The organism is Paenarthrobacter sp. TE4293 (genome assembly GCF_050435325.1).
Lineage (GTDB): Bacteria > Actinomycetota > Actinomycetes > Actinomycetales > Micrococcaceae > Arthrobacter > Arthrobacter nitroguajacolicus_C.
Window position 1 is genome coordinate 484145 of sequence record NZ_JBNJRY010000001.1, and the last position, 18359, is coordinate 502503.

An 18359-nucleotide genomic window follows, 5' to 3' on the forward strand; every position below is an offset into this window, starting at 1 on the left:
TTCTCCTCGATGTTGATTGGCTAACCGGATACTCCACTCCACCAAAAAGGTAAGCTTCCTTAGTACCTTATGGATCTTGCTCAAGACGTGCAACGTGCCGCCTCACGTCGAGGCTCGGTGGGTGCAGGCTATGCCGGCTAATGCACTGCCGGGACCCCTGGAACGCGCCGCTGCGCCAAAGACACCCGTGCTGGTGGTTAGGCTGGGTGGATGGCGACAGTTATCCTCGTGCGGCACGGCCGTACCACAGCCAATGCCACTGGCCTGCTGGCCGGACGGGCCGCTGGCGTCAGCCTTGACCAGACCGGCCTCGAACAGTCGGCTGTGACGGCAGACAGGCTCGCCCCCGTGCCGTTGGTCGGGGTGGTGTCCAGTCCTCTTGAGCGTTGCCGGCAGACCGCCCAGCTAATCCTCGATCGTCAGGGCATCACGCCCTACGCGCCGGTCGATCACGACCTCACCGAGTGCGATTACGGCCACTGGCAGGGCCGCACACTCAGTGATCTCGCAACAGAAGAATTGTGGCCGGTGGTGCAAACGCAACCGTCCGCCGTCGTCTTCCCCGGCGGTGAATCCATGGCCGCCATGCAGGCTCGAGCGGTGGGAGCGATTCGACGACACGACGCCGCATTCGAAGCCGAACACGGCCCGGGGGCGGTTTGGGTGGCTGTGAGCCACGGTGACATCATCAAGTCAATCCTCGCGGACGCGCTCGGCATGCACCTTGATATGTTTCAGCGTATTACCGTAGGCCCTGCCTCGGTATCCATAGTGCGCTACGGCGCCCAACGGCCGACCGTCTACGCGACCAACACCGACGCGGGCGGGCTGACATGGCTGTCGAACGGCATCGCCTCCGGTGACGCGCCGGTAGGCGGCGGTGCCGGACAACAGGCGCCGTGAACCTTATGTGCCTAAAATACTGACATGCCTACACGTGTTCACGAGTTTGCCTGGCCTGATCGGGTTGTTGTTGGCACCCTTGGAATTCCCGGAGCCCGCACGTTCTACCTGCAAGTGCGCGCCGGGAAGCAGATCGTGAGTATTGCCTTGGAGAAGCAGCAGTCGGCTGTGCTCGCCGATAAAATCGACGAAATTCTCGATCAACTCATCACCGTCGACGGCAATCCTTTCAGCGTTCCCACGGGCACTCCCCTTGAGCTTGTAGACAACGACCCCCTTGAAGCCGTTCACGAGCAGTTCCGCACCGGTGCCATGAGCCTGGGGTGGGATCCCACCACGGCCCAGGTTGTCATCGAGGCGTATCCCATCACCGATGACGATGCCGATGCCGAAGACGACGAATCCTTTGATGACGACGAACCCAACGTGCCTGAAATGTTGCTGGTCAGGATGCCGGTAGGCACCGCCCGCGCATTCGCCAAGCGCACCCGTGAGGTCGTGGGTGCCGGCCGGCCGACGTGCCCGCTCTGCGGTTACCCCATGGACGCCGAAGGGCACACCTGCACCGTCCCCGAAGTCTGATGTCGGCGCCCGACCTCGAGACCTCCGAGCTGACGCTCACCGGCCGCATCACATCGGCTTCAAACGCCACATTCCTCGGAACCATCGGCGACCTGGAAGTTGTCTACAAGCCGGTAGCAGGCGAAAGTCCGCTGTGGGATTTTCCCCACGGCACCCTGGCCGGCCGGGAGGTGGCCTCCTACCTGGTTTCGGAGGTCTTCGGCTGGGACATCGTGCCACGGACCTGGCTGCGCGATGGTCCCTTGGGCGAAGGAATGGTCCAGCTCTGGCAGGAACAAGACCCCGTCCACAGCGCCGTGAACCTGGTCGCGACAGACCAGGTTCCCACGACGGGATGGAAGCAGGTTCTGGAAGGGCAAGATGAGGACGGACGGATGGTGGCCCTCATCCACGAAGATACCCCTGCTCTCAGACGCATGGCGGTCTTCGACGTCGTCGTCAACAATGCCGACCGCAAAGGCGACCACATCCTTGCCATGACGGGTGGACACCGGCACGGGGTGGACCATGGGCTGACCTTTCACAGTGATCACAAGCTGCGAACAGTGCTGTGGGGATGGCTGGGAGAACCGCTTACCGCCGAGGAACTCGAAGGCATCGATAGAGTCTCCGAAGAGCTGCACGGTGGGCTGGGCCAGGACCTGGCGAACCTACTCAGCACCGGAGAAATCGCATCGATCGCCCGACGCTGTGCCCAGTTGCGCCTGGCACGTCGGTTCCCCGGCCCGAGCGGAGACATGCCAGCGCTGCCCTGGCCGCTGTTCTAGAGGACATAGCCTCCATTCCACGGAAAACTGTCGCACCAGGGACACCCTTCGGCAGCAGTGTGACCAATGCTTCTGGACCGTGCCGGGTCATCCGGTCAGAGGAGCCAGCGCCACCAACGCGACTGTTCCGGTTCCGGCGTCGGTTCCGGCTCTGGCTCTTCACCCAAGGCCAGCGCGGCTTCGACGAGGTCGTCCGCGGTGAGCGTCATGACAGCCTCACGATCGAGTGCGTCAAGACTTAGGTCCTGGTCGAGCGACAGCCGCAGCGCCTGCCGGTTGAGCGCTTGCTCAAAAAGCGTGCGGGCGAAGCGGGCGTTGCCTGACTCCTCACCCGCGTGCAGCCCGCTAAGGATGCGACGCAACATATGATCAGCACCAGGCTCCAACGTGTACTCGTGCTGGGCCAACATCTGGTGGAAGATTGTCTCGAGTTCGTCCACGGAATAGTCCGGGAACGTGATCTCACGGGCAAACCGGGAGCGCAACCCCGGGTTCGAGAGCAAGAAAGACTCCATCAACCGCGGGTACCCCGCCACGATCACAACCAAGCGGTGGCGGTGGTCTTCCATCCGCTTGAGCAGTATCTCGATCGCCTCGGGCCCAAAGTCCGTCCGGCCATCCTCCGGAGCCAATGCGTACGCCTCGTCGATAAACAGGACACCGTCCAGTGCACGCCGGATCACCCGGTCCGTTTTGATAGCGGTCGCACCCACGTACTGCCCCACCAGCCCCGAACGGTCGACCTCGACCAGGTGGCCTTTCTGTAGCAGGCCGACTGCCCGGTACATCTCGGCCAGGAGTCGCGCCACCGTCGTCTTGCCCGTTCCCGGGTTTCCAAGGAACACCAGATGCTGGGACGTGGCCACCTCCGGCAGGCCATGCGCCTTGCGGCGGGCCTGGACTTGGAGCAAAGCGACGAGGCCCCGCACCTGCTCCTTCACGGTCTCCAGTCCCACCAGGGCGTCGAGCTCAGACTGGACCTCAACCAGAGGCCGGGCCGGACCGGGCCTGGCACCGATGAGATCACCTACCAGGTCGTCGACGCGCTCCGAGCCGGGCAGCTTGAGCTGATTGGCCAGATGGCCAATGGTTTCACGCAGGTCATCGAGCGGATTGCGGCTGGCAGCCATACATCCACTGTAGTACCCGATTCCCGACGGCGGTGAGCCTGACTGGCGCCAGGATCACGCTTCTCTTCATCGGTGGACGAAACTCAAGCAGAAGCGGCGCATAGCGATGCCCAGCAGCCAGAAACCGGCAGCGATAAGGAACAGTGTCTTGTGGTGACCAGCGATGACTGGGACACTGGGCAGAGCGTCGCACCGCTCCCTGGGGATGTTGAGGAGGGTGCCACGAGGCCGTCCCGGTCCGCACCATTCTCGCTGCAGCACCGTTCTAAGGAGACGCTATGAAAACTGTCGTGCATTATGGAATCCGCCAGATCGGGCCGGGTGGGAAGTCATGATTAACGTTGCACTGTCGGTGATCCTCAAGGCCAAGCCCGACAAGGAGAAGGACGTCGCGGACTTCCTCCGTGACGCGCGCTCGGTCGTCGAACAGGAGCAAGGTACGCGCGCCTGGTTCGCCCTCCAGTTCGACGAATCGACTTTCGGAGTCTTCGACGTATTCCCCGATGACGACGCCCGCCGAACCCACTTGTCAGGCGGTGTCGGGCAAGCACTTGCCGCCCAGGGAGCAGACCTGTTCAGCGAAGAACCAAACATACAGAACGTCGATGTGCTCGCATACAAGCTGCCCGGCGAGAGCGATTAGAGGGCCAGCACACCTCCATAAGGGCCATCGGCCCATGCACAGGCCCAGGAGCAGAGGGTGACACGTTCGGACACCAGCCGCGCCGAGGCATTCAGCGACGCCGTCATCGCGATCGTTATCACACTCCTGATATTGGAGCTCACGCCGCCAGAGACCGAGCCCGGAGGGCTGCTGGCCGGCTTGTTGGGTCAATGGCCGACATACCTGGCGTATGCAGCCTCATACCTCTACCTGGCCGTGATCTGGCTCAACCACAAAGCCGCATTCTCCCGTATCCGGGAGATGGACGTCAGCCTGCAGTGGGCGAACCTGGGAATTCTCGCGACGATCGCCCTTTTGCCCTGGCCGACGGCTGTGATCATCGATACTGCCAAGACGGGCGATCTGGCCGACGAACGGGTCGCGGTCGCACTGTACGCGATCATCGGGGCACTGCTATGCCTGTCATGGTTGGTCTTCTTCTCACACTTGGCGCGTCATCCCGAGCTCACCGAGGAGGAGGTGGAGGATTCCTTCTTCGCCCGCGAACGACCCCGTGCCCTTGCCGGAGTGGTGCTGTACCTCGCGGCCGGAGCGGCGGGTGTCCTCATCCATCCGCTGGTTTCATCGGTGATTTTCGTGATCCTGCCCGTGTTCTACGGGCTCACCAGCCACGGATTCGATCACAGACCGGGCTTCCTCCGAGGGCTATGGCGCGACAGACCAGCCAAAGGCCGCTGATAAATCAAGCACGCAACGTCCGGCGCAAGCAAACGACGGACCGGGTCAACGAAGTGGACCTCCGCTCCCCAGCTATCGGGGAGCGGAGGTCCAAGCCCCTGCCACTACCGATCCGGCCTACCCGCGGTTCGCGTCGGTTTTGTCCTGGTCCTTGCTGCTGAAGGCGGCGTCGAAGCTGGTTTGGGAGGCGGGGAAGTCGAACTTCTTGAGCGCGGCGAGGGCTTCGGGGGCGCCGTGGAGGCGGTCCATGCCGGCGTCTTCCCATTCGATGCTGATGGGTCCGTTGTAGCCGATGGCGGTCAGGGCGCGGAAGGATGATTCCCAGGGAACGTCGCCGCGTCCGGCGGAGACGAAGTCCCAACCTCGGCGGGGGTCGCCCCAGGGCAGGTGCGAGCCCATGACGGTGTTCCGGCCAGTCGGGCGGAGCTTGGTGTCCTTGCAGTCCACGTGGTAAATCCGGTCTTTGAAGTCCCAGATGAAGGAGACCGGGTCGATGCCCTGCCACATGAAGTGGGAAGGGTCCCAGTTCAGGCCGAACGCTTCCCGGTGGCCGATCGCTTCGAGGGTCCGGACGGTGGTCCAGTAGTCGTAGGCGATTTCACTCGGGTGGACTTCGTGGGCGAAACGGACACCGCATTCGTCGAAGACGTCCAGGATGGGGTTCCAGCGGTCGGCGAAGTCCTGGTAGCCGGCGTCGATGACTTTTTCGGGGACGGGCGGGAACATGGCCACGTACTGCCAGATGGAGGAGCCGGTGAACCCGACGACGGTGTCCACGCCGAGCGCTTTGGCGAGGCGGGCGGTGTGTTTCATTTCTTCGGCGGCGCGTTGGCGGACGCCTTCGGGGTCACCGTCGCCCCACACCTTGGACCCGACGATCGCTTCGTGGCGGAAGTCGATGGGGTCATCACAGACGGCCTGGCCCTTGAGGTGGTTGGAGATGGCCCAGACCTTGAGGTTGTACTTTTCCAACACTGCGAGTTTGGACTCGACGTAGCCGGGTTCGTCCCAGCGCCAGGCGTCCAGGTGGTCTCCGGAGACGGCGATTTCCAGGCCGTCGTAGCCCCAGCCCGAGGCAAGGCGGGCGACTTCCTCGAAGGGGAGGTCGGCCCACTGGCCGGTGAACAGGGTGTACGGGCGTGTCTGTTGATCGGGCATGCTTGTATCCCTTCTGGTCGGATTGCTTACGCCGCGGCGTAAGCAATGACGTTTTCTTTGGTTGCTTGCGCCTTGTCCAGTTCCGCCACTACCCGGCCGGCCCGCATGACCATGACCCTGTCGGAGAGTTCGAGCAGCTCGGGGAGTTCGCTGGAGATCACGAGTACGGCTACGCCTCTGCGGGCCAGCTGTTCGATCAAGCGGTGGATCTCGGCCTTCGCACCGATATCGATGCCTTTAGTTGGCTCATCCAGGATGAGGACCTTGGGATTGCTGGCCAGGCAGCGTGCGATAATGACCTTTTGCTGGTTACCGCCGGACAGTGACTGTATGGGCGTTTCCGCGGACGGGGTCCTGACATCCAGTTCCTTGATATAGTCGCCGACCATCTTCTGCTCGTAGCCCCTCCGCATCACGCCCCATTTGCTGATCTTTTTCAGCATCGTCAGGGTAGTGTTTTCGCGGATGGAGAGCATCGGGATGATGGCCTGCAGCTTTCGCTCCTCCGGCACGAGGGCAATACCGGCTGCGATGCCGGCAGAGGCGCCATGGAGTCGAAGTTTTCGGCCGTTGATTTCCACTGCTCCACCGTCGGCTTTATCTGCCCCGTAGATGCACCGGGCGACCTCGGTACGGCCTGCGCCGACAAGTCCTGCCAGACCAACGATCTCCCCCGCATGCAGTTGGATGTTCACGTCCTCAAAGGCTCCGGCAAGGCTTAGACCCCGCGCCTCGAGAACAAGTTCACCGCGTTCGCGGGGAATGTGCTCGTAAAGCTCCACGTCCCTGCCCACCATCAGCTGCACAACGGAACGAGGATCAAGTTGATCCGCAGGGACGGATGAGGCCACGGTCTTGCCTTCCCTGATGACAGTTATCCGGTCGGCCAAGGTGAAGACTTCCTCCAGTTTGTGCGAAACGTACATGATCGCAAGGCCCTTGTCCCGTAGCTGGTTGACGAGCTTGTACAGCTTTTCAACGTCTTGCTCGGTCAAGGCGGTGGTTGGCTCATCCATGATGATCACCCTTGCGTCCTGGGCTATCGCGCGCGCAATTTCTACCATCTGGCCGTCCACAGTTGAGAGCGCCATTGCGGGGGTGTCGAGGTTGAGATGGGGTGCAACCTGGTCAAGAGCATTCCGTGCCCGCTTGCGGATCTCCCGGCGGGAGAGGATGCCATTGTGCCCACCCCAGTTTCCCAAAAGAACATTTTCGGCTACGGAAAGGTCGGGGACCAGGTTGTGTTCCTGGTAGATCGTGGCGATCCCGGCGGCCTTGGAGGACGCCGTGCTGGACGGCATCAATTCACCGTCCACGTACACGCCACCTTCGTCGGGAGTGTAGAACCCGCTGAGTGTCTTGATCAGCGTCGATTTTCCGGCTCCGTTTTCACCACAGACGCAGTGCACCTCTCCGGCATGAAGCTCAAAGTTCATGCCGGAGAGGGCCACGACGCCCGGAAACAGTTTTACGAGATTACGTGCTTCAACGATTGCTGAAGCGCGTCCGGGCGTCCCGGTCACGGCAGTTCCCTCCTCAGGAAGGTCAGTCCATCCCTGGCAAGCGCGTCCATGGACGGTGCCACCGGCCGCCAGAGCGAAACGGCCTTGGCGATTTCCTCGACGGTCGGGAGGAAGGATTCGACCACAATGGAACCTTGGTAATCGATCGTTTTCAGCGCGTCAAAGGTCTCGGACCACGGGACATGTCCGCTGCCAGGCGTTCCACGGTCGTTTTCTGAGACTTGGAAGTGGAAGACCTTGTCACCGGCGGAGGTGATGGCCGCACCGATGTTCTTCTCTTCGATGTTCATGTGGAACGTGTCAAGCATCAGGCCTACGTTGTCGCGGCCTATCAGCCCGCAAAGTTCCAGTCCCTGCTCGACGGTATTGACAAGGTCCGTTTCGAACCGATTTAGCGGTTCTATGGCCAGGGTGACGCCACGTTCGGAAGCGTAGTCGGCCACTTCACGCAGGCTGTCAGCCGCCCACTGGCGCTGCTGTCGGCGTTCCTCCGGGGGAAGCAGCCGGGCTTTGCCGGTTGCGGAGTACATCGGGCCTGCAACGTGGGGGGATCCCACGGCTTGGGCGATGTCAACGCAGAGTTTCAGATAGTCAATTCCCTGCCGCCGCTTCTGTGGGTCTTCGTGCGAGACGTCCCGGTCCGGCCCGAACGCACCGCAGATGGACACCGGCAGTCCAGTCCTTTCCGAGGCCTTCTTCAGTGCTTCCGCACTGACTACGGCCGGGTCTTCAATGCAGACCTCAATCAGGTCGTAACCCATCTCCTTGGCGACGTCGAACTGATCAACGTCCTGGTCGGTGAACGGTGAGACCAGGATGAAGGTGCTGACTCCGAATTCGTACTTACTCATTGGGCCACAGCTCCTGTTCCAGCTTCTTCATTTCGTTGATGGCCTTTTCGGTGTACGGGTCCAGGAACTCCAGGTGGCCCCCACGCGCCATCATGGCGAAGGGGTTCGATGCGGCGGGCAGGAGTTCGAAGGTCAGGTAGCCGTCAAAGTTGATGTCCTTCAGCGTCTGCAGTGTCGGCCGGAAATCGATGTGTCCCACGCCTGGGGCTGCCCGGTTGGAGTCAGCGAGGTGAACGTGGTTGACCTTGCTGCCGGCACGGGCGAAGGCTCCATGGATGCTGTCTTCTTCGATGTTCATGTGGAAGAGGTCACCGTGCACGCCGCCGTTTGCCAGACCGGTTGCGTCCAGGAGTTCAACGGCGCGGTCCAGCCGGTTCAGGAAGTGCGTCTCGTAGCGGTTCCACGGTTCGAGGGTAATGTTGATGCCGACGCTGGCAGCGTATTCGCCCAGTGTACGGACGTTCTCGACAGCCCATTCCCATTCCTGTTCATCGCTGGCCAGGGCTTCGGTTTTGCCCACCGGGGATGGCCCTACGATGATGGTCGGAGCTCCCACGGCGGCGGCGAAGTCGGCTACCGACTTGCCGTAGTCCAACGCCTTTTGCCGGTTGGCGGCGCTGGGGTTGATCAGGTCGCGTTCCTCTCCAAACCAGATGCTGCAGATCGAGCTAACGCCGATACCGGCGTCGCTGGTCAGCTTGTTGATCTCGTCGACGTTGTGAGTTGCCGGTTCTCCGACCAGTTCGATGGCGTCGTAGCCATAACGGGCGACGCGGTCGATACCTTTGGCGATGTCTTCCTGGTAGTAGACGATGGCGTTGTAGGAATACTTGAAGCGGGACACGTTTCTCCTTGAATTGAAAGTGGTTTGGTGTGGCCGGGCTCGGGTCCGGGCCCGGCCGTCGGTAGCCCGGGGGCTCTAGTCCTTGAAGATGTTGCCCCAGAGCTTAGGATCATCGACATTCTCTTTGGTGATGAGCTGGGTGTCGGTCAGCTGCATCTTCGGCACCTGCTTGCCGTCAAGCAGATCAACTTGCGCCTGCAGGGCCAGTGCTCCCATCTCGAACGGGTTTTGGTCCATCGTGGCGTCCTGGACACCCTTGCGGATCCGGTCCAGGGCCAGAGGTGTGCCGTCCACTCCGACGAGCGGGATGTGGTTTGCGGCTCCGACCGGAGCGTCCTTATTGATCTGGGAGAGGCCGGAGACGATTCCCCGCACCATTTCGTCGTTGTGGCTAAAGAGGCCATTGATACTCGAGTCGGCGGTGAAGTTGTCGACCGTCAGGGACAGCGCGTTGTCTGCAGTCCACTGCGCATCACGACCGATGACCTTGATGCCGGGGAACTGCTTTATGCCGTCGCTGAAGCCTTTGCCACGCAGAATCGCGTGGTAAGCGCCCTTGGCTCCCTGGTATTCAAGAACAGTTCCCTTGTCTCCCATCAGCTTGGCCAAGGCTTCGGCGCCGAGCTTGCCTGCCTTCTCGTTGTCGAAGGCCACGGCAGCGTCGGCGATCTCGCCCGGAATTACCGAGTCCACTGTGGTGACGGTCTTGCCGGCATCGTGAATCATCTGGACTCCGGGAACCAGTTCAGCGGAGTTGTTGGGGCTCAGGACAATGCCGTCAACACCTTGGGCGAGCTGGTCTTGGATCTGGCTGATTTGAGTGCTGGAGTCGCCTTTGGCATCAAGGACTGTGACCTCTACGCCGAGTTCCTTTGCCCTATCCTTGACGCCCTGCCCGAGGGCAACCATGAATTCGAAACTCTGGCTGTAAAGCAAGACGGCGATCTTCTTTGTCTTCGTCCCGTCGTGTGCTTCCTGCGCGGCGCTTGGTGCGCCGCAGCCAGACAGGGCGATGGTTGCGGCGGAGACTGCCGCCAGGACCGCCAGTTTGGGTGAGGTCTTCATTGACTTACTCTTTCTGTTGATGATTCCACTGGGTGCTGGGATGCACGGGCCCGGTGGGACTAGCCGGAAGGTATTAGGCGGGCGCTCCGGAAGTGTGGGGCGCGACGGCACCCTCCGCGTCTTTCGACGGCGGCGGTCCGATCTTGCGTTTCCGTGAGAGGTTCTTTTGGACGTACTTGTAGCGGTACACGTCCAGTGCAGCCGCCGCGAAAATGACGACGCCTTGGACAATGCGGTCGTAGGACGAGGGGATGCCCAGCAGGTTCACGGCGTTGGACACCATCGCAATCAGCAGCACGCCGAGCAGCGTGCCCTTGATGTTTCCTTGGCCGCCGAAGAGGCTGGTTCCGCCGATGACGACGGCGGCGATGACGGTGAGTTCAATCCCATCGCCGGCACGCGGGCTTCCGGAGGCCAGACGCCCGGTGAGCAGGAGCCCTGCCATTCCCGCCGAGAGACCGGCGATGATGTAGGCGTTCATCGTGACACGGTCGACGCGGATACCTGCAAGCAGGGCTGCTTCCTTGTTGCCGCCGACGGCGTAGATGGAGCGTCCGTAGGTGGTGCGGGTGAGGGCCAGGTAGGCCAGGAAGGCCAGCACCAGAACAGCGGGTATGAGCAAGGGAATTCCTGCGATTTTAGCGCTGACCACATCGGTGAGCACCTTCGGTACAGGGGTGATATTGCCGCCGTCGGAGTACGCGAAGGCGATCCCCGACCCGGCGGAAAGTGTTGCCAGGGTTGCGATCAGCGGTGATATGCCCAGCTTCGTCACCATCAGCCCATTGATGGCTCCGACTCCGGCGCCAACCACAAGTCCGGTCAGGAGCCCTATTGCCGGCGGCATATTCATGTTGACGATCACGCCCATGGACAGCACGGACGACAGGGCAGCCGTCGATCCTACAGAGACGTCGATGCCGCCGGTAAGGATCACGAAGGTCATGCCGATGGCGAACACACCGAGGATCGTGCACTGGTAGAGCAGGTTCACCAGGTTGACTGTGGTCAGGAATACCGGGCTGAGGAACGTCAGCAGTACACCGAAGAGCAGGACGACGACGAGCAGGCCCTGCGCACCGATGAAGTCGCCGACGCCGGAAAGCCGTGAACGGGACTCCACTTGGGATTCTCCGGGGCCAGCCTTCCCGGAAACCTGACCGGACAAGCCGGTGGCTGTTTTTGGCTGCATGATTGTATCTCCAGTCAATTCGATACTTCCTCGGTCGGAAGTGCTAGTGGCTGCCGAAGAGTTCGGCGTTGGTTTTGAGGGGAATAGGCGCGCCGTCTTGCCGGGCGGAGTCAGCCGTGGCCATGACCAGTTGCAGGCTCTGGATGTTGTCGGAGACGTCCGTCTCTGCCGTCTGCCCTGATTCGATGGCCTCGCGGAATGCTGCGAGAGTGCCCAGGCGTTCCTCGACCGGGAGGGGGTCCAGCTCAACGTGCATGACCCCGGAGCGTTCCACTGCGCCTGCGAGGAACACGGTGTCGAACAGCGAAGCGAAGTTGATGGTAACTTCGTTGTTCTTCCAGGTAATGGCGCCCTTGCTGCCTTGGATTTCCCAGTCGCCGTCCCAGCTGGTCTGCGGCCCGTATGAGCTCCATGAACCCGTATAAACGACGCGGGCACCGTTGTCGCAGTCGAACTGCACCACCGCGGAGGCGTTGCCCTTGAATCTGGAGGTGCCAGTGTTCCAAGACCGTGCACGGACTGAGACGGGTTCCAGCCCGACGATGCCACGGAGCTGATCAAGGTGATGGATCATGGCGTCGACGATGAGGGGTTCGTCCATTTCAAGGCGGAATCCCTCGAACGGAGGGTTCTTCTTGTAATCGATGAATACGTGCTCAAGGTCACCGATGATGCCGTCACGGATGAGGCGCTGAACAGTGCGCGCGGCGCGCTTGAAACGGTAGTTCTGTGACACCATGGCGTGTTTACCGGATTTCTCTGCCGCTGCGATAATCCGGATACCGTCTTCAAGGCTGTGGGCAAGTGGCTTCTCAATGAGTGTGTGTACGCCTGCTTCCAGTGCCGGGATGGCCACGGCTGCGTGGTACTCGGGTGGAACGATAACCAACGCGGCGTCGAAAGTGTCCTTATGGTTCAGCGCATCTTCGATGGTGGCGTAGGCGGGGATTCCGTACTGTTCGCCTGCGGCCCCCGCGGCATCGGGGTTGACGTCGACAACTCCTGCCAGTTCCCAACTTTTGCTGTTGTGAATCACGTCCAGCCATGAGGCGCCCCAGGCGCCGAGACCCACTTGGATGATCTTCATTGAAGTGCTCCTTCTAGTTCTTTTGTATTCGGGACGTCGACCCACTCGCCGTCCTTGCTGGATTTGATGATGCTTTCAGTCAGTACGGCCGCCCTGAGGCCGTCCTGGAACGTTGGCAGGCCGTCGCGGACGTCACCGCCGATGGCGGCATAGGTGTCGGCGACAAACGCATTGAACGCATCCTGATAACCCTGCGGATGGCCGGCCGGGAGAACACTGAGCCGCGCGGCTTGCGGGCTAAGCGCCCCCGGGTCACGGACAAGCAATTGGGAGCCCGTCCGTTTACCCAGCCACAACGTTTCCGGGGCTTCCTGGTCGAACTGGAGGGTGCCCTCTGAACCCGCGATCTCGATCATGAGCCGGTTCTTTCGTCCAGGTGCGACTTGACTGACCAGGAGATTTCCCACGGTGCCGGATTCAGTGGTGAAAACAGCGGCAACGAGGTCCTCAGTCTGGATGTCCTTGTTCTTCGCCCGGCCCGAGAAGAGGGTCCGGCTCAGGGCGCCGACTTTCGTTATCCGTTCACCGCTGACAAATTCCACAAGGTCGCAGAGGTGGGAGCCGATATCGGCGAACGCCCGGGAGGGCCCACCCCGAACGGCGTCCACCCGCCAGTTATCGTCGTCCTGAGAGAGAAGCCAATCCTGAAGGTAGGAGCCCTGGATGGTAGAGATCCGTCCCGTTTGCCCTGATGCAATGCGTTCCCGGGCTTCCCGGATCATCGGATGGAAGCGGTAGACGAAGGGAACGGTCGCAACAGTCCGGGCCCTGGCGGCCAGCCCTACGAGTTCGGTTGCGTCCTGGACATTGGTGGCCAGAGGCTTCTCGCAGACCACATGTTTGCCTGCTTTCAGCGCGGTCTCAGCCAGTAAGTAATGAGTATCGTTGGGCGTGCAGATGTGGATGACGTCGATGGCGTCGTCCTCAATAAGGTCCTGGACGGAGGCGTAAGCCTGCTGCACACCGAGACGGTCTTTGGCCCGGTCGGCGCTGGCCCGGCTCGAGGACACTATGCCAGCGATTTCCGCCCCTGCAGCGCGGGCGGCTCGGCTGTGCACCTCCGCCATGAACCCGGCGCCGACAAACCCGGCCCGTAGCCGGGAGGGGGCTGTCGTGGTTCTGTGGTTTTCCATGCCGAAACAGTGACACGCAGCACGTGACTTCGGTCAGTGGTTCAGCAAAAGTCTGCACCTTTTGACGCTGATGGCGGTCGTATGCACGCCCAAGTTGCACTTTTTGATGCTAAGCACTTCATCGAGTGGACGGGAACGAGTGGGCAGCTCGACACTGAGTGGAGATGAGGCCCTCAGGGTCCTGTGAGCCGGATGTGTCAAGAATTCAGGCTCACCAACAACCTCTTTTGAGCCCCGAATTGGAGTGTCATGGACAACGGCGGACCCGGCGAACTTCTGCAAATCCTGCGAGACGGACACCCACGAACCAGAGCAGACTTGGCTGGTACAACAGGGTTGGGCAGAGCTGCCATCAGTTCCCGCCTTGAGCCGCTCCTGAAATTGGAACTGGTGGTTCCCGTATCCGGGGCACCTTCCACTGGTGGCCGCCCGTCGGCGCGGCTGGCCTTCAACCCGGGCGCAAAGTTGGTCGCGGCCGCAGACGTTGGCGCGACACACGCCACCGTGGCACTGACGGACCTGTCAGGAACGGTACTCGTGGAAACCACTGAGCGGCTGGAGATTTCACGCGGACCCGAAGCGGTCCTGGACTGGCTTTTGGCAATGATGAAGGAACACTTGAAAGTGCTGGGGCGCCCGACTGAGGATGTCATCGCAGTCGGCATTGGACTACCCGGCCCCGTTGAGCACTCCACAGGTAAGCCGACGAGCCCCCCGATCATGCCAGGCTGGGACGGATTCGATGTTCCCGCCTACGTTCAGCGAACCTTGGGTGTGCCCGTCCTCGTCGATAACGATGTCAACCTTATGGCACTTGGTGAGAGGGCGACCCGATGGCCAAACGAGGAGAACATGATCTTTCTCAAGGTCGCAACTGGCATCGGATCGGGAGTGGTTAGCGGTGGAGAATTACAGCGCGGCGCGGCAGGTGTCGCTGGAGACGTCGGCCATATTGCTGTTTCCCGGGGGGCAGGAGTTTTCTGTCGGTGTGGCAAGAGTGCCTGTCTGGAAGCCATAGCGGGCGCGCCGGCCATCGCCGCTCAGCTCCGCAAGAGCGGACTGGAATCGATCACTGGAAGCGACGTGGTTTCGCTCGTTCGTTCCGGGAATCCGGCGGCTATCCAAGCGGTCCGCCAGGCAGGCCGCGACATCGGAGAAATGCTCAACATGTGCGTGAGCTTCATCAACCCCTCCCTGATTGTTGTAGGCGGCTCGCTTGCCCAATCCGGAGAACACCTCATGGCAGGAATACGCGAAACGGTCTACGCACGCTCAACGCCATTGGCGACCCAGCACCTGAACATCACCCAATCCGCAACCGGGCCGGAAGCCGGAGTGGTTGGGGCCAGCATCTTGGCCGTCGAGCATGTCCTCTCCCCCCACCGGGTAAATCAACTGGCAGCCAAACTGCTCTCCGGCGGACACGAACATGTCAATCGGCAGGAAGAGGAGCCCACTCCCCCGGCACCACGGCTACTCCTTGAGACGACGGCTCAACACTGGCAGGACGCACCTGCGTGACGAACGCCCACCGCGTCTTCGGCTGGACAGGCGCGCAGGTTTGGACGGGCCGGCACGGGGCCCTTTCTCCGAGTACGCACCCTCTGTAGGACATGCGCTGCCACGTCCGGCCAGCACCAAGATAAGTACATCATCGAGCAAGCCGAAGGTGCGTCCAGAGGTAAAATTGACCTACCAGCGGACCCCATTTTCGGTCGGTCTGACAAGTCACCTTAACCGCTTCCTTAGGGCGCCGTGCCAGCTCGCACGACTGCCTCGATGCTCAGCTGGTGAAGGAGGATGACATGCCTCAATCTGATGACGGGAACCGCGCCCGTGTGCGACGATATGCAGTGCCGGAAGGGCTCACTCCCGAACAAAGGTTTGAGCATTGGCGGGTGTGGTACGGCAACGCCGTGGAAACACCGATGCGGCTGGAAAGGTCAGAAGGTGAGAGTCCTGCGTCCGCCAGTCCCTCAGCCATTAATCTTGCCGGACCGGGCTTCAGCCTCATAGAGATGCACAACACCCCCGCGCTGGGCTTTTGGGCGCCGAATCCGGACTCCACGGATCTGCGTCTGGCATACTTCCGTAAGGCTCCAGGCCTGACCCTGGATCTCAACGGCATACCCGAGCCGATTCCGACGGGCTCGGTGAGATTCATCGATACGTCGCTGGGCGGCAGTTTCGATGCGCCCGAAGGGTTTCACGCACAGCAGCTCAACATAGACCGCATCAGTCTGAATGTCAGCGAAGGCGGACTGCGCTCCCTTCTTCGCCTGCCTGACCTTGCAAGCCACCCAATTGTGGGCACCTTCGTGATCCCCGCCTTGATGAGTTGGAAGAGACCGGGCATCGACAGTGAGGCATCAACAACCGGCGAGATCCTCCGATCCGTCATGGCAACCTTGGTGGGGTCCCTTCTCGAATCACCGATCGACGATGAGACACAGAAACCGGCACTAAGCCGGGCGGTAAAGAAGTACCTTGAGACCAGCTACGACAACCCAAATCTGGACGTGGCAATGGTCGCCGGTAAGTTCAATCTCTCCCGTCGCTCCTTGTTCTACTTTTTTGAGACTGAAGAACTCCATCTGGGTGAGCGAATTCGCGCCCTGCGAACGCGGAAAGCACTTGAGCTCCTGCTTCAAGCCGATGCCCAAAGAATCACTTACTCAGAAATTGCGACACGCTGCGGATTTACCAACGTACAAAGCATGCGCCGGGCAATCAAAGAGTTTAGCGGGATGAATATCAGAGAGATCCATAAATCCGAGCCCGTCGTTCATATGGCACTGCAACAACTGCGGCAGAGACTCAATTCTGCAACTTGATCAGGCCATCGATTGACGCCAACAACGCGCTGTTCGAACCTGGCCCAGCCGCAGCAGTTCCGCCGCCTGGATCAGCGGGGTCACACTTCTTTGGGGCCAGGAGGAGGTTACTGCAGCGGAGGGCGGTTTGCCGTTTCCTTGCCCAGGGGCGCAGACGGGACCACTCGGGTAGGGGCGCCGGCGCGTTAATGAGGTGCCGCGTTCCCCATGGACTTTAGCTGGGAAAGCGCAATGCGGGCGCGGCGAATGAAACGGAAAGTCCTCCACGCCCCGTAGAAGGCGGCAGCAAAGCAGACCAGGCCAATGACAAGGAGTGGCCACGGTGCGTAGAAAACGCGCAAGCCCGCCTGAGCGGTGCCGGCCTCTGAGGTCACCGTTGCCTCGGCCGCACCACTCTGGATCATGGGTGCCCCCGCAAGCGTGGCGTGCAGGTCAATGCTCGCTCCTGGAAGGAGGCCATCGGGTGTGTCGAATTCCAACCTCGTCGCTGTGGCGGGCCAACCCGAGAGGTTCATATAAGCGGATGGATTGAGGATGGTGTTACCGGTGTTGCGTACCGGCAGTATGAAGTCGAGGTTCTCCCCGTTTCGTTGCCAGCTCAGACCGCCGTGGGCCAACGATTTAGCAGCGGTGCCGGCAACGTTGAGGTAAATACGCACGCCTTGGCGTTGGATCGTGTCCAGCCGAACGGCGGTATCGCCACTCACTGCCGTGATCTCGCCCTGGACGGTAGGGCTTTGGATGATGAGCCCTCCTGCATAGTCTCCGGGAGGTGTGCCTTGGGGAACGGTAAGGCGAAAGGGAACTTTCAGGTCCGTGTTGGCCGGGACGGTGACGCGTTCCATATCAAGCTCGACCCATGCGCCGACACCTTCGCGGGGGGCGGACTGCGCGGCCATCGCGAAAGTTCCCTGCACTGTGTTTTCCCCGTCCACGGGGTAGGTCAGCAGGGTCACAGGCGAGGACGTGTGGTTGGAGACAACCGCAGTGGCCTCCGTCTTGGCCCCGGGATAGAGGGACAGGTGGAAGAAGTCCGATTCTTTCTCCGGGCGGATGCCCAAGGTCCCGTTATCGACCGCGGAAACCGGGTCGGCCATGAGGAGAATATCCAGGACCAGCAACGCCAGGGCAATGATCACTCGCGCGGGCCGGCGTGGGGACAGTGTTTTCACGTTTTCTCAGTCCTAAAAGCACCCGGATAAGCGGGAATTGTGCTGCAGTGATGCGGAAGGTAAAGGGCTGTTCTGCCAGCAGCGGATGTTGCCCGCTGGCCGGCCCGCCCGTTTGCCGTGCAAAGGCGAAACGGACAGGCCGCGCGGTTTAGCCCATGGTGTAAGTGATGGTGGAGGTGTAGGGGTTCAAGGCACCGCTGGAACCAACAGCGTAATTGGAGCGGTAGGCGTTGGCCGGAATCGCGAGGCTGAACGCTGGCGTCAGTGTGTATGTTCCCATGTTCTGGCCCACAGTGGAGACCAGAGCCTGGGAGGACGTTGACAGGGCCAGTGCCGGAGCTGCGATGGTCCCTGCTGAGTCCGAACCGGCGCCCGCCGTGATGGTGCCGGGTGTAATCGTCAGGCCGCCAACCGGGATAGTGCGTGGGGTGGATTCATCGGCTCCTGCGGCGCTTGTCGGGATGGATGCGCTCACCGAAAGAGCCCACGCCGAGCCCGTGCCGCGGGCATCGGTGATAGTCCACTCCGAGGAGGCATTGCCCGTGGAGGTCTGGGAGTTCGACCCGTCCAGGGTGACCCCTGTCAGGGTGGCTCCGTAGGTGGTGGCGGTCAGCGTGCCGCCGGAGATCGTGGAGTCAACGTCGTCAGCCGAGGCGGGGGTCAGTCCGACGGTCAGAGCGACAGCGCCCGTGGCGAAGATGGCCGAGAGTTTGGTAATTCTGCGCATGGTTGTTTCCTGTGTTTGGGGTGGCAAG

Annotated in this window: 18 protein-coding genes; 7 read left to right on the plus strand and 11 right to left on the minus strand. The window is 61.4% G+C overall.

Annotated features, from left to right (window positions below; translation table 11 throughout):
* Nucleotides 1-210: 210 nt before the first annotated feature.
* From QF015_RS02260 to QF015_RS02270, 3 genes are read left to right on the plus strand one after another with little or no spacing between them, the layout of a single operon-like run.
* Complete coding sequence (locus tag QF015_RS02260; RefSeq protein ID WP_310205230.1) at nucleotides 211-903, plus strand: histidine phosphatase family protein; 693 nt, start codon at nucleotides 211-213, stop codon at nucleotides 901-903.
* Nucleotides 904-927: 24 nt separating this feature from the next.
* Complete coding sequence (locus QF015_RS02265; protein ID WP_429386593.1) at nucleotides 928-1485, plus strand: DUF3090 domain-containing protein; 558 nt, start codon at nucleotides 928-930, stop codon at nucleotides 1483-1485.
* Complete coding sequence (locus tag QF015_RS02270; protein ID WP_429386594.1) at nucleotides 1485-2252, plus strand: SCO1664 family protein; 768 nt, start codon at nucleotides 1485-1487, stop codon at nucleotides 2250-2252. The genes QF015_RS02265 and QF015_RS02270 overlap by 1 nt, the downstream gene beginning before the upstream one ends.
* Nucleotides 2253-2347: 95 nt before the next feature.
* Here QF015_RS02270 and QF015_RS02275 read toward each other — a convergent pair whose 3' ends face one another.
* Nucleotides 2348-3382, minus strand: coding sequence for an AAA family ATPase (locus tag QF015_RS02275; protein WP_310205238.1), 1035 nt, complete (start codon nucleotides 3380-3382; stop codon nucleotides 2348-2350).
* Nucleotides 3383-3713: 331 nt separating this feature from the next.
* Here QF015_RS02275 and QF015_RS02280 point away from each other — a divergent pair, with 331 nt between their 5' ends.
* A complete protein-coding gene (locus QF015_RS02280) occupies nucleotides 3714-4025 on the plus strand; it encodes a putative quinol monooxygenase (RefSeq protein ID WP_429386596.1) in 312 nt (103 codons plus the stop codon).
* 57 nt (nucleotides 4026-4082) lie between these two features.
* On the plus strand, nucleotides 4083-4745 hold the full coding sequence (locus QF015_RS02285; RefSeq protein ID WP_310205244.1) for a TMEM175 family protein: 663 nt from the start codon (nucleotides 4083-4085) through the stop codon (nucleotides 4743-4745).
* A 117-nt stretch (nucleotides 4746-4862) separates the two neighbouring features.
* On the opposite strand, the gene QF015_RS02290 is transcribed toward QF015_RS02285, so the two are convergent.
* The 8 genes from QF015_RS02290 to QF015_RS02325 all read right to left on the minus strand — a co-directional run bounded on the left by QF015_RS02290 (nucleotide 4863) and on the right by QF015_RS02325 (nucleotide 13598).
* Nucleotides 4863-5903, minus strand: a complete 1041-nt coding sequence (locus QF015_RS02290) for a sugar phosphate isomerase/epimerase family protein (RefSeq protein ID WP_310205246.1) — start codon at nucleotides 5901-5903, stop codon at nucleotides 4863-4865.
* Nucleotides 5904-5929: 26 nt separating this feature from the next.
* Nucleotides 5930-7426, minus strand: a complete 1497-nt coding sequence (locus QF015_RS02295) for a sugar ABC transporter ATP-binding protein (RefSeq protein ID WP_429386599.1) — start codon at nucleotides 7424-7426, stop codon at nucleotides 5930-5932.
* Nucleotides 7423-8277, minus strand: a complete 855-nt coding sequence (locus QF015_RS02300; RefSeq protein WP_429386600.1) for a sugar phosphate isomerase/epimerase family protein — start codon at nucleotides 8275-8277, stop codon at nucleotides 7423-7425. The genes QF015_RS02295 and QF015_RS02300 overlap by 4 nt, the downstream gene beginning before the upstream one ends.
* The gene (locus QF015_RS02305) at nucleotides 8270-9121 is read right to left on the minus strand and encodes a sugar phosphate isomerase/epimerase family protein (protein WP_310205254.1); all 852 of its coding nucleotides are present in this window, start codon (nucleotides 9119-9121) and stop codon (nucleotides 8270-8272) included. Before QF015_RS02305 ends, QF015_RS02300 begins: the two co-directional genes overlap by 8 nt.
* Nucleotides 9122-9196: 75 nt before the next feature.
* Entirely contained in the window at nucleotides 9197-10186 is a 990-nt protein-coding gene (locus QF015_RS02310; protein WP_429386603.1) for a sugar ABC transporter substrate-binding protein, read from the minus strand.
* Between the two features lie 73 nt (nucleotides 10187-10259).
* Entirely contained in the window at nucleotides 10260-11378 is a 1119-nt protein-coding gene (locus QF015_RS02315; protein ID WP_310205260.1) for an ABC transporter permease, read from the minus strand.
* A 43-nt stretch (nucleotides 11379-11421) separates the two neighbouring features.
* Nucleotides 11422-12465: a Gfo/Idh/MocA family protein gene (locus QF015_RS02320; protein WP_310205262.1), complete on the minus strand. Its 1044-nt coding sequence runs from the start codon at nucleotides 12463-12465 to the stop codon at nucleotides 11422-11424.
* The gene (locus tag QF015_RS02325; protein WP_310205265.1) at nucleotides 12462-13598 is read right to left on the minus strand and encodes a Gfo/Idh/MocA family protein; all 1137 of its coding nucleotides are present in this window, start codon (nucleotides 13596-13598) and stop codon (nucleotides 12462-12464) included. Before QF015_RS02325 ends, QF015_RS02320 begins: the two co-directional genes overlap by 4 nt.
* A 249-nt stretch (nucleotides 13599-13847) precedes the next feature.
* Between QF015_RS02325 and QF015_RS02330 the strand changes: the two genes are divergently transcribed.
* Both QF015_RS02330 and QF015_RS02335 read left to right on the plus strand, forming a co-directional pair.
* Nucleotides 13848-15119, plus strand: coding sequence for an ROK family protein (locus QF015_RS02330; RefSeq protein WP_429386606.1), 1272 nt, complete (start codon nucleotides 13848-13850; stop codon nucleotides 15117-15119).
* 284 nt (nucleotides 15120-15403) lie between these two features.
* Nucleotides 15404-16432 (plus strand): helix-turn-helix domain-containing protein, encoded by a 1029-nt coding sequence (locus QF015_RS02335; RefSeq protein ID WP_429386608.1) that lies wholly within the window; start codon nucleotides 15404-15406, stop codon nucleotides 16430-16432.
* Between the two features lie 185 nt (nucleotides 16433-16617).
* Here QF015_RS02335 and QF015_RS02340 read toward each other — a convergent pair whose 3' ends face one another.
* The gene (locus QF015_RS02340) at nucleotides 16618-17604 is read right to left on the minus strand and encodes a WxL protein peptidoglycan domain-containing protein (protein ID WP_429386610.1); all 987 of its coding nucleotides are present in this window, start codon (nucleotides 17602-17604) and stop codon (nucleotides 16618-16620) included.
* A 148-nt stretch (nucleotides 17605-17752) separates the two neighbouring features.
* Complete coding sequence (locus QF015_RS02345; protein ID WP_429386612.1) at nucleotides 17753-18331, minus strand: WxL domain-containing protein; 579 nt, start codon at nucleotides 18329-18331, stop codon at nucleotides 17753-17755.
* Between the last annotated feature and the right edge of the window lie 28 nt (nucleotides 18332-18359).

Bases quoted from the DNA above. Each gene is read 5' to 3' on its own strand.
- QF015_RS02260 (WP_310205230.1), top strand. From the start codon at position 211: ATGGCGACAGTTATCCTCGTGCGGCACGGCCGTACCACAGCCAATGCC.
- QF015_RS02265 (WP_429386593.1), top strand. From the start codon at position 928: ATGCCTACACGTGTTCACGAGTTTGCCTGGCCTGATCGGGTTGTTGTT.
- QF015_RS02270 (WP_429386594.1), top strand. From the start codon at position 1,485: ATGTCGGCGCCCGACCTCGAGACCTCCGAGCTGACGCTCACCGGCCGC.
- QF015_RS02275 (WP_310205238.1), bottom strand. From the start codon at position 3,382: ATGGCTGCCAGCCGCAATCCGCTCGATGACCTGCGTGAAACCATTGGC.
- QF015_RS02280 (WP_429386596.1), top strand. From the start codon at position 3,714: ATGATTAACGTTGCACTGTCGGTGATCCTCAAGGCCAAGCCCGACAAG.
- QF015_RS02290 (WP_310205246.1), bottom strand. From the start codon at position 5,903: ATGCCCGATCAACAGACACGCCCGTACACCCTGTTCACCGGCCAGTGG.
- QF015_RS02300 (WP_429386600.1), bottom strand. From the start codon at position 8,277: ATGAGTAAGTACGAATTCGGAGTCAGCACCTTCATCCTGGTCTCACCG.
- QF015_RS02310 (WP_429386603.1), bottom strand. From the start codon at position 10,186: ATGAAGACCTCACCCAAACTGGCGGTCCTGGCGGCAGTCTCCGCCGCA.
- QF015_RS02315 (WP_310205260.1), bottom strand. From the start codon at position 11,378: ATGCAGCCAAAAACAGCCACCGGCTTGTCCGGTCAGGTTTCCGGGAAG.
- QF015_RS02320 (WP_310205262.1), bottom strand. From the start codon at position 12,465: ATGAAGATCATCCAAGTGGGTCTCGGCGCCTGGGGCGCCTCATGGCTG.
- QF015_RS02325 (WP_310205265.1), bottom strand. From the start codon at position 13,598: ATGGAAAACCACAGAACCACGACAGCCCCCTCCCGGCTACGGGCCGGG.
- QF015_RS02330 (WP_429386606.1), top strand. From the start codon at position 13,848: ATGGACAACGGCGGACCCGGCGAACTTCTGCAAATCCTGCGAGACGGA.
- QF015_RS02335 (WP_429386608.1), top strand. From the start codon at position 15,404: ATGCCTCAATCTGATGACGGGAACCGCGCCCGTGTGCGACGATATGCA.
- QF015_RS02345 (WP_429386612.1), bottom strand. From the start codon at position 18,331: ATGCGCAGAATTACCAAACTCTCGGCCATCTTCGCCACGGGCGCTGTC.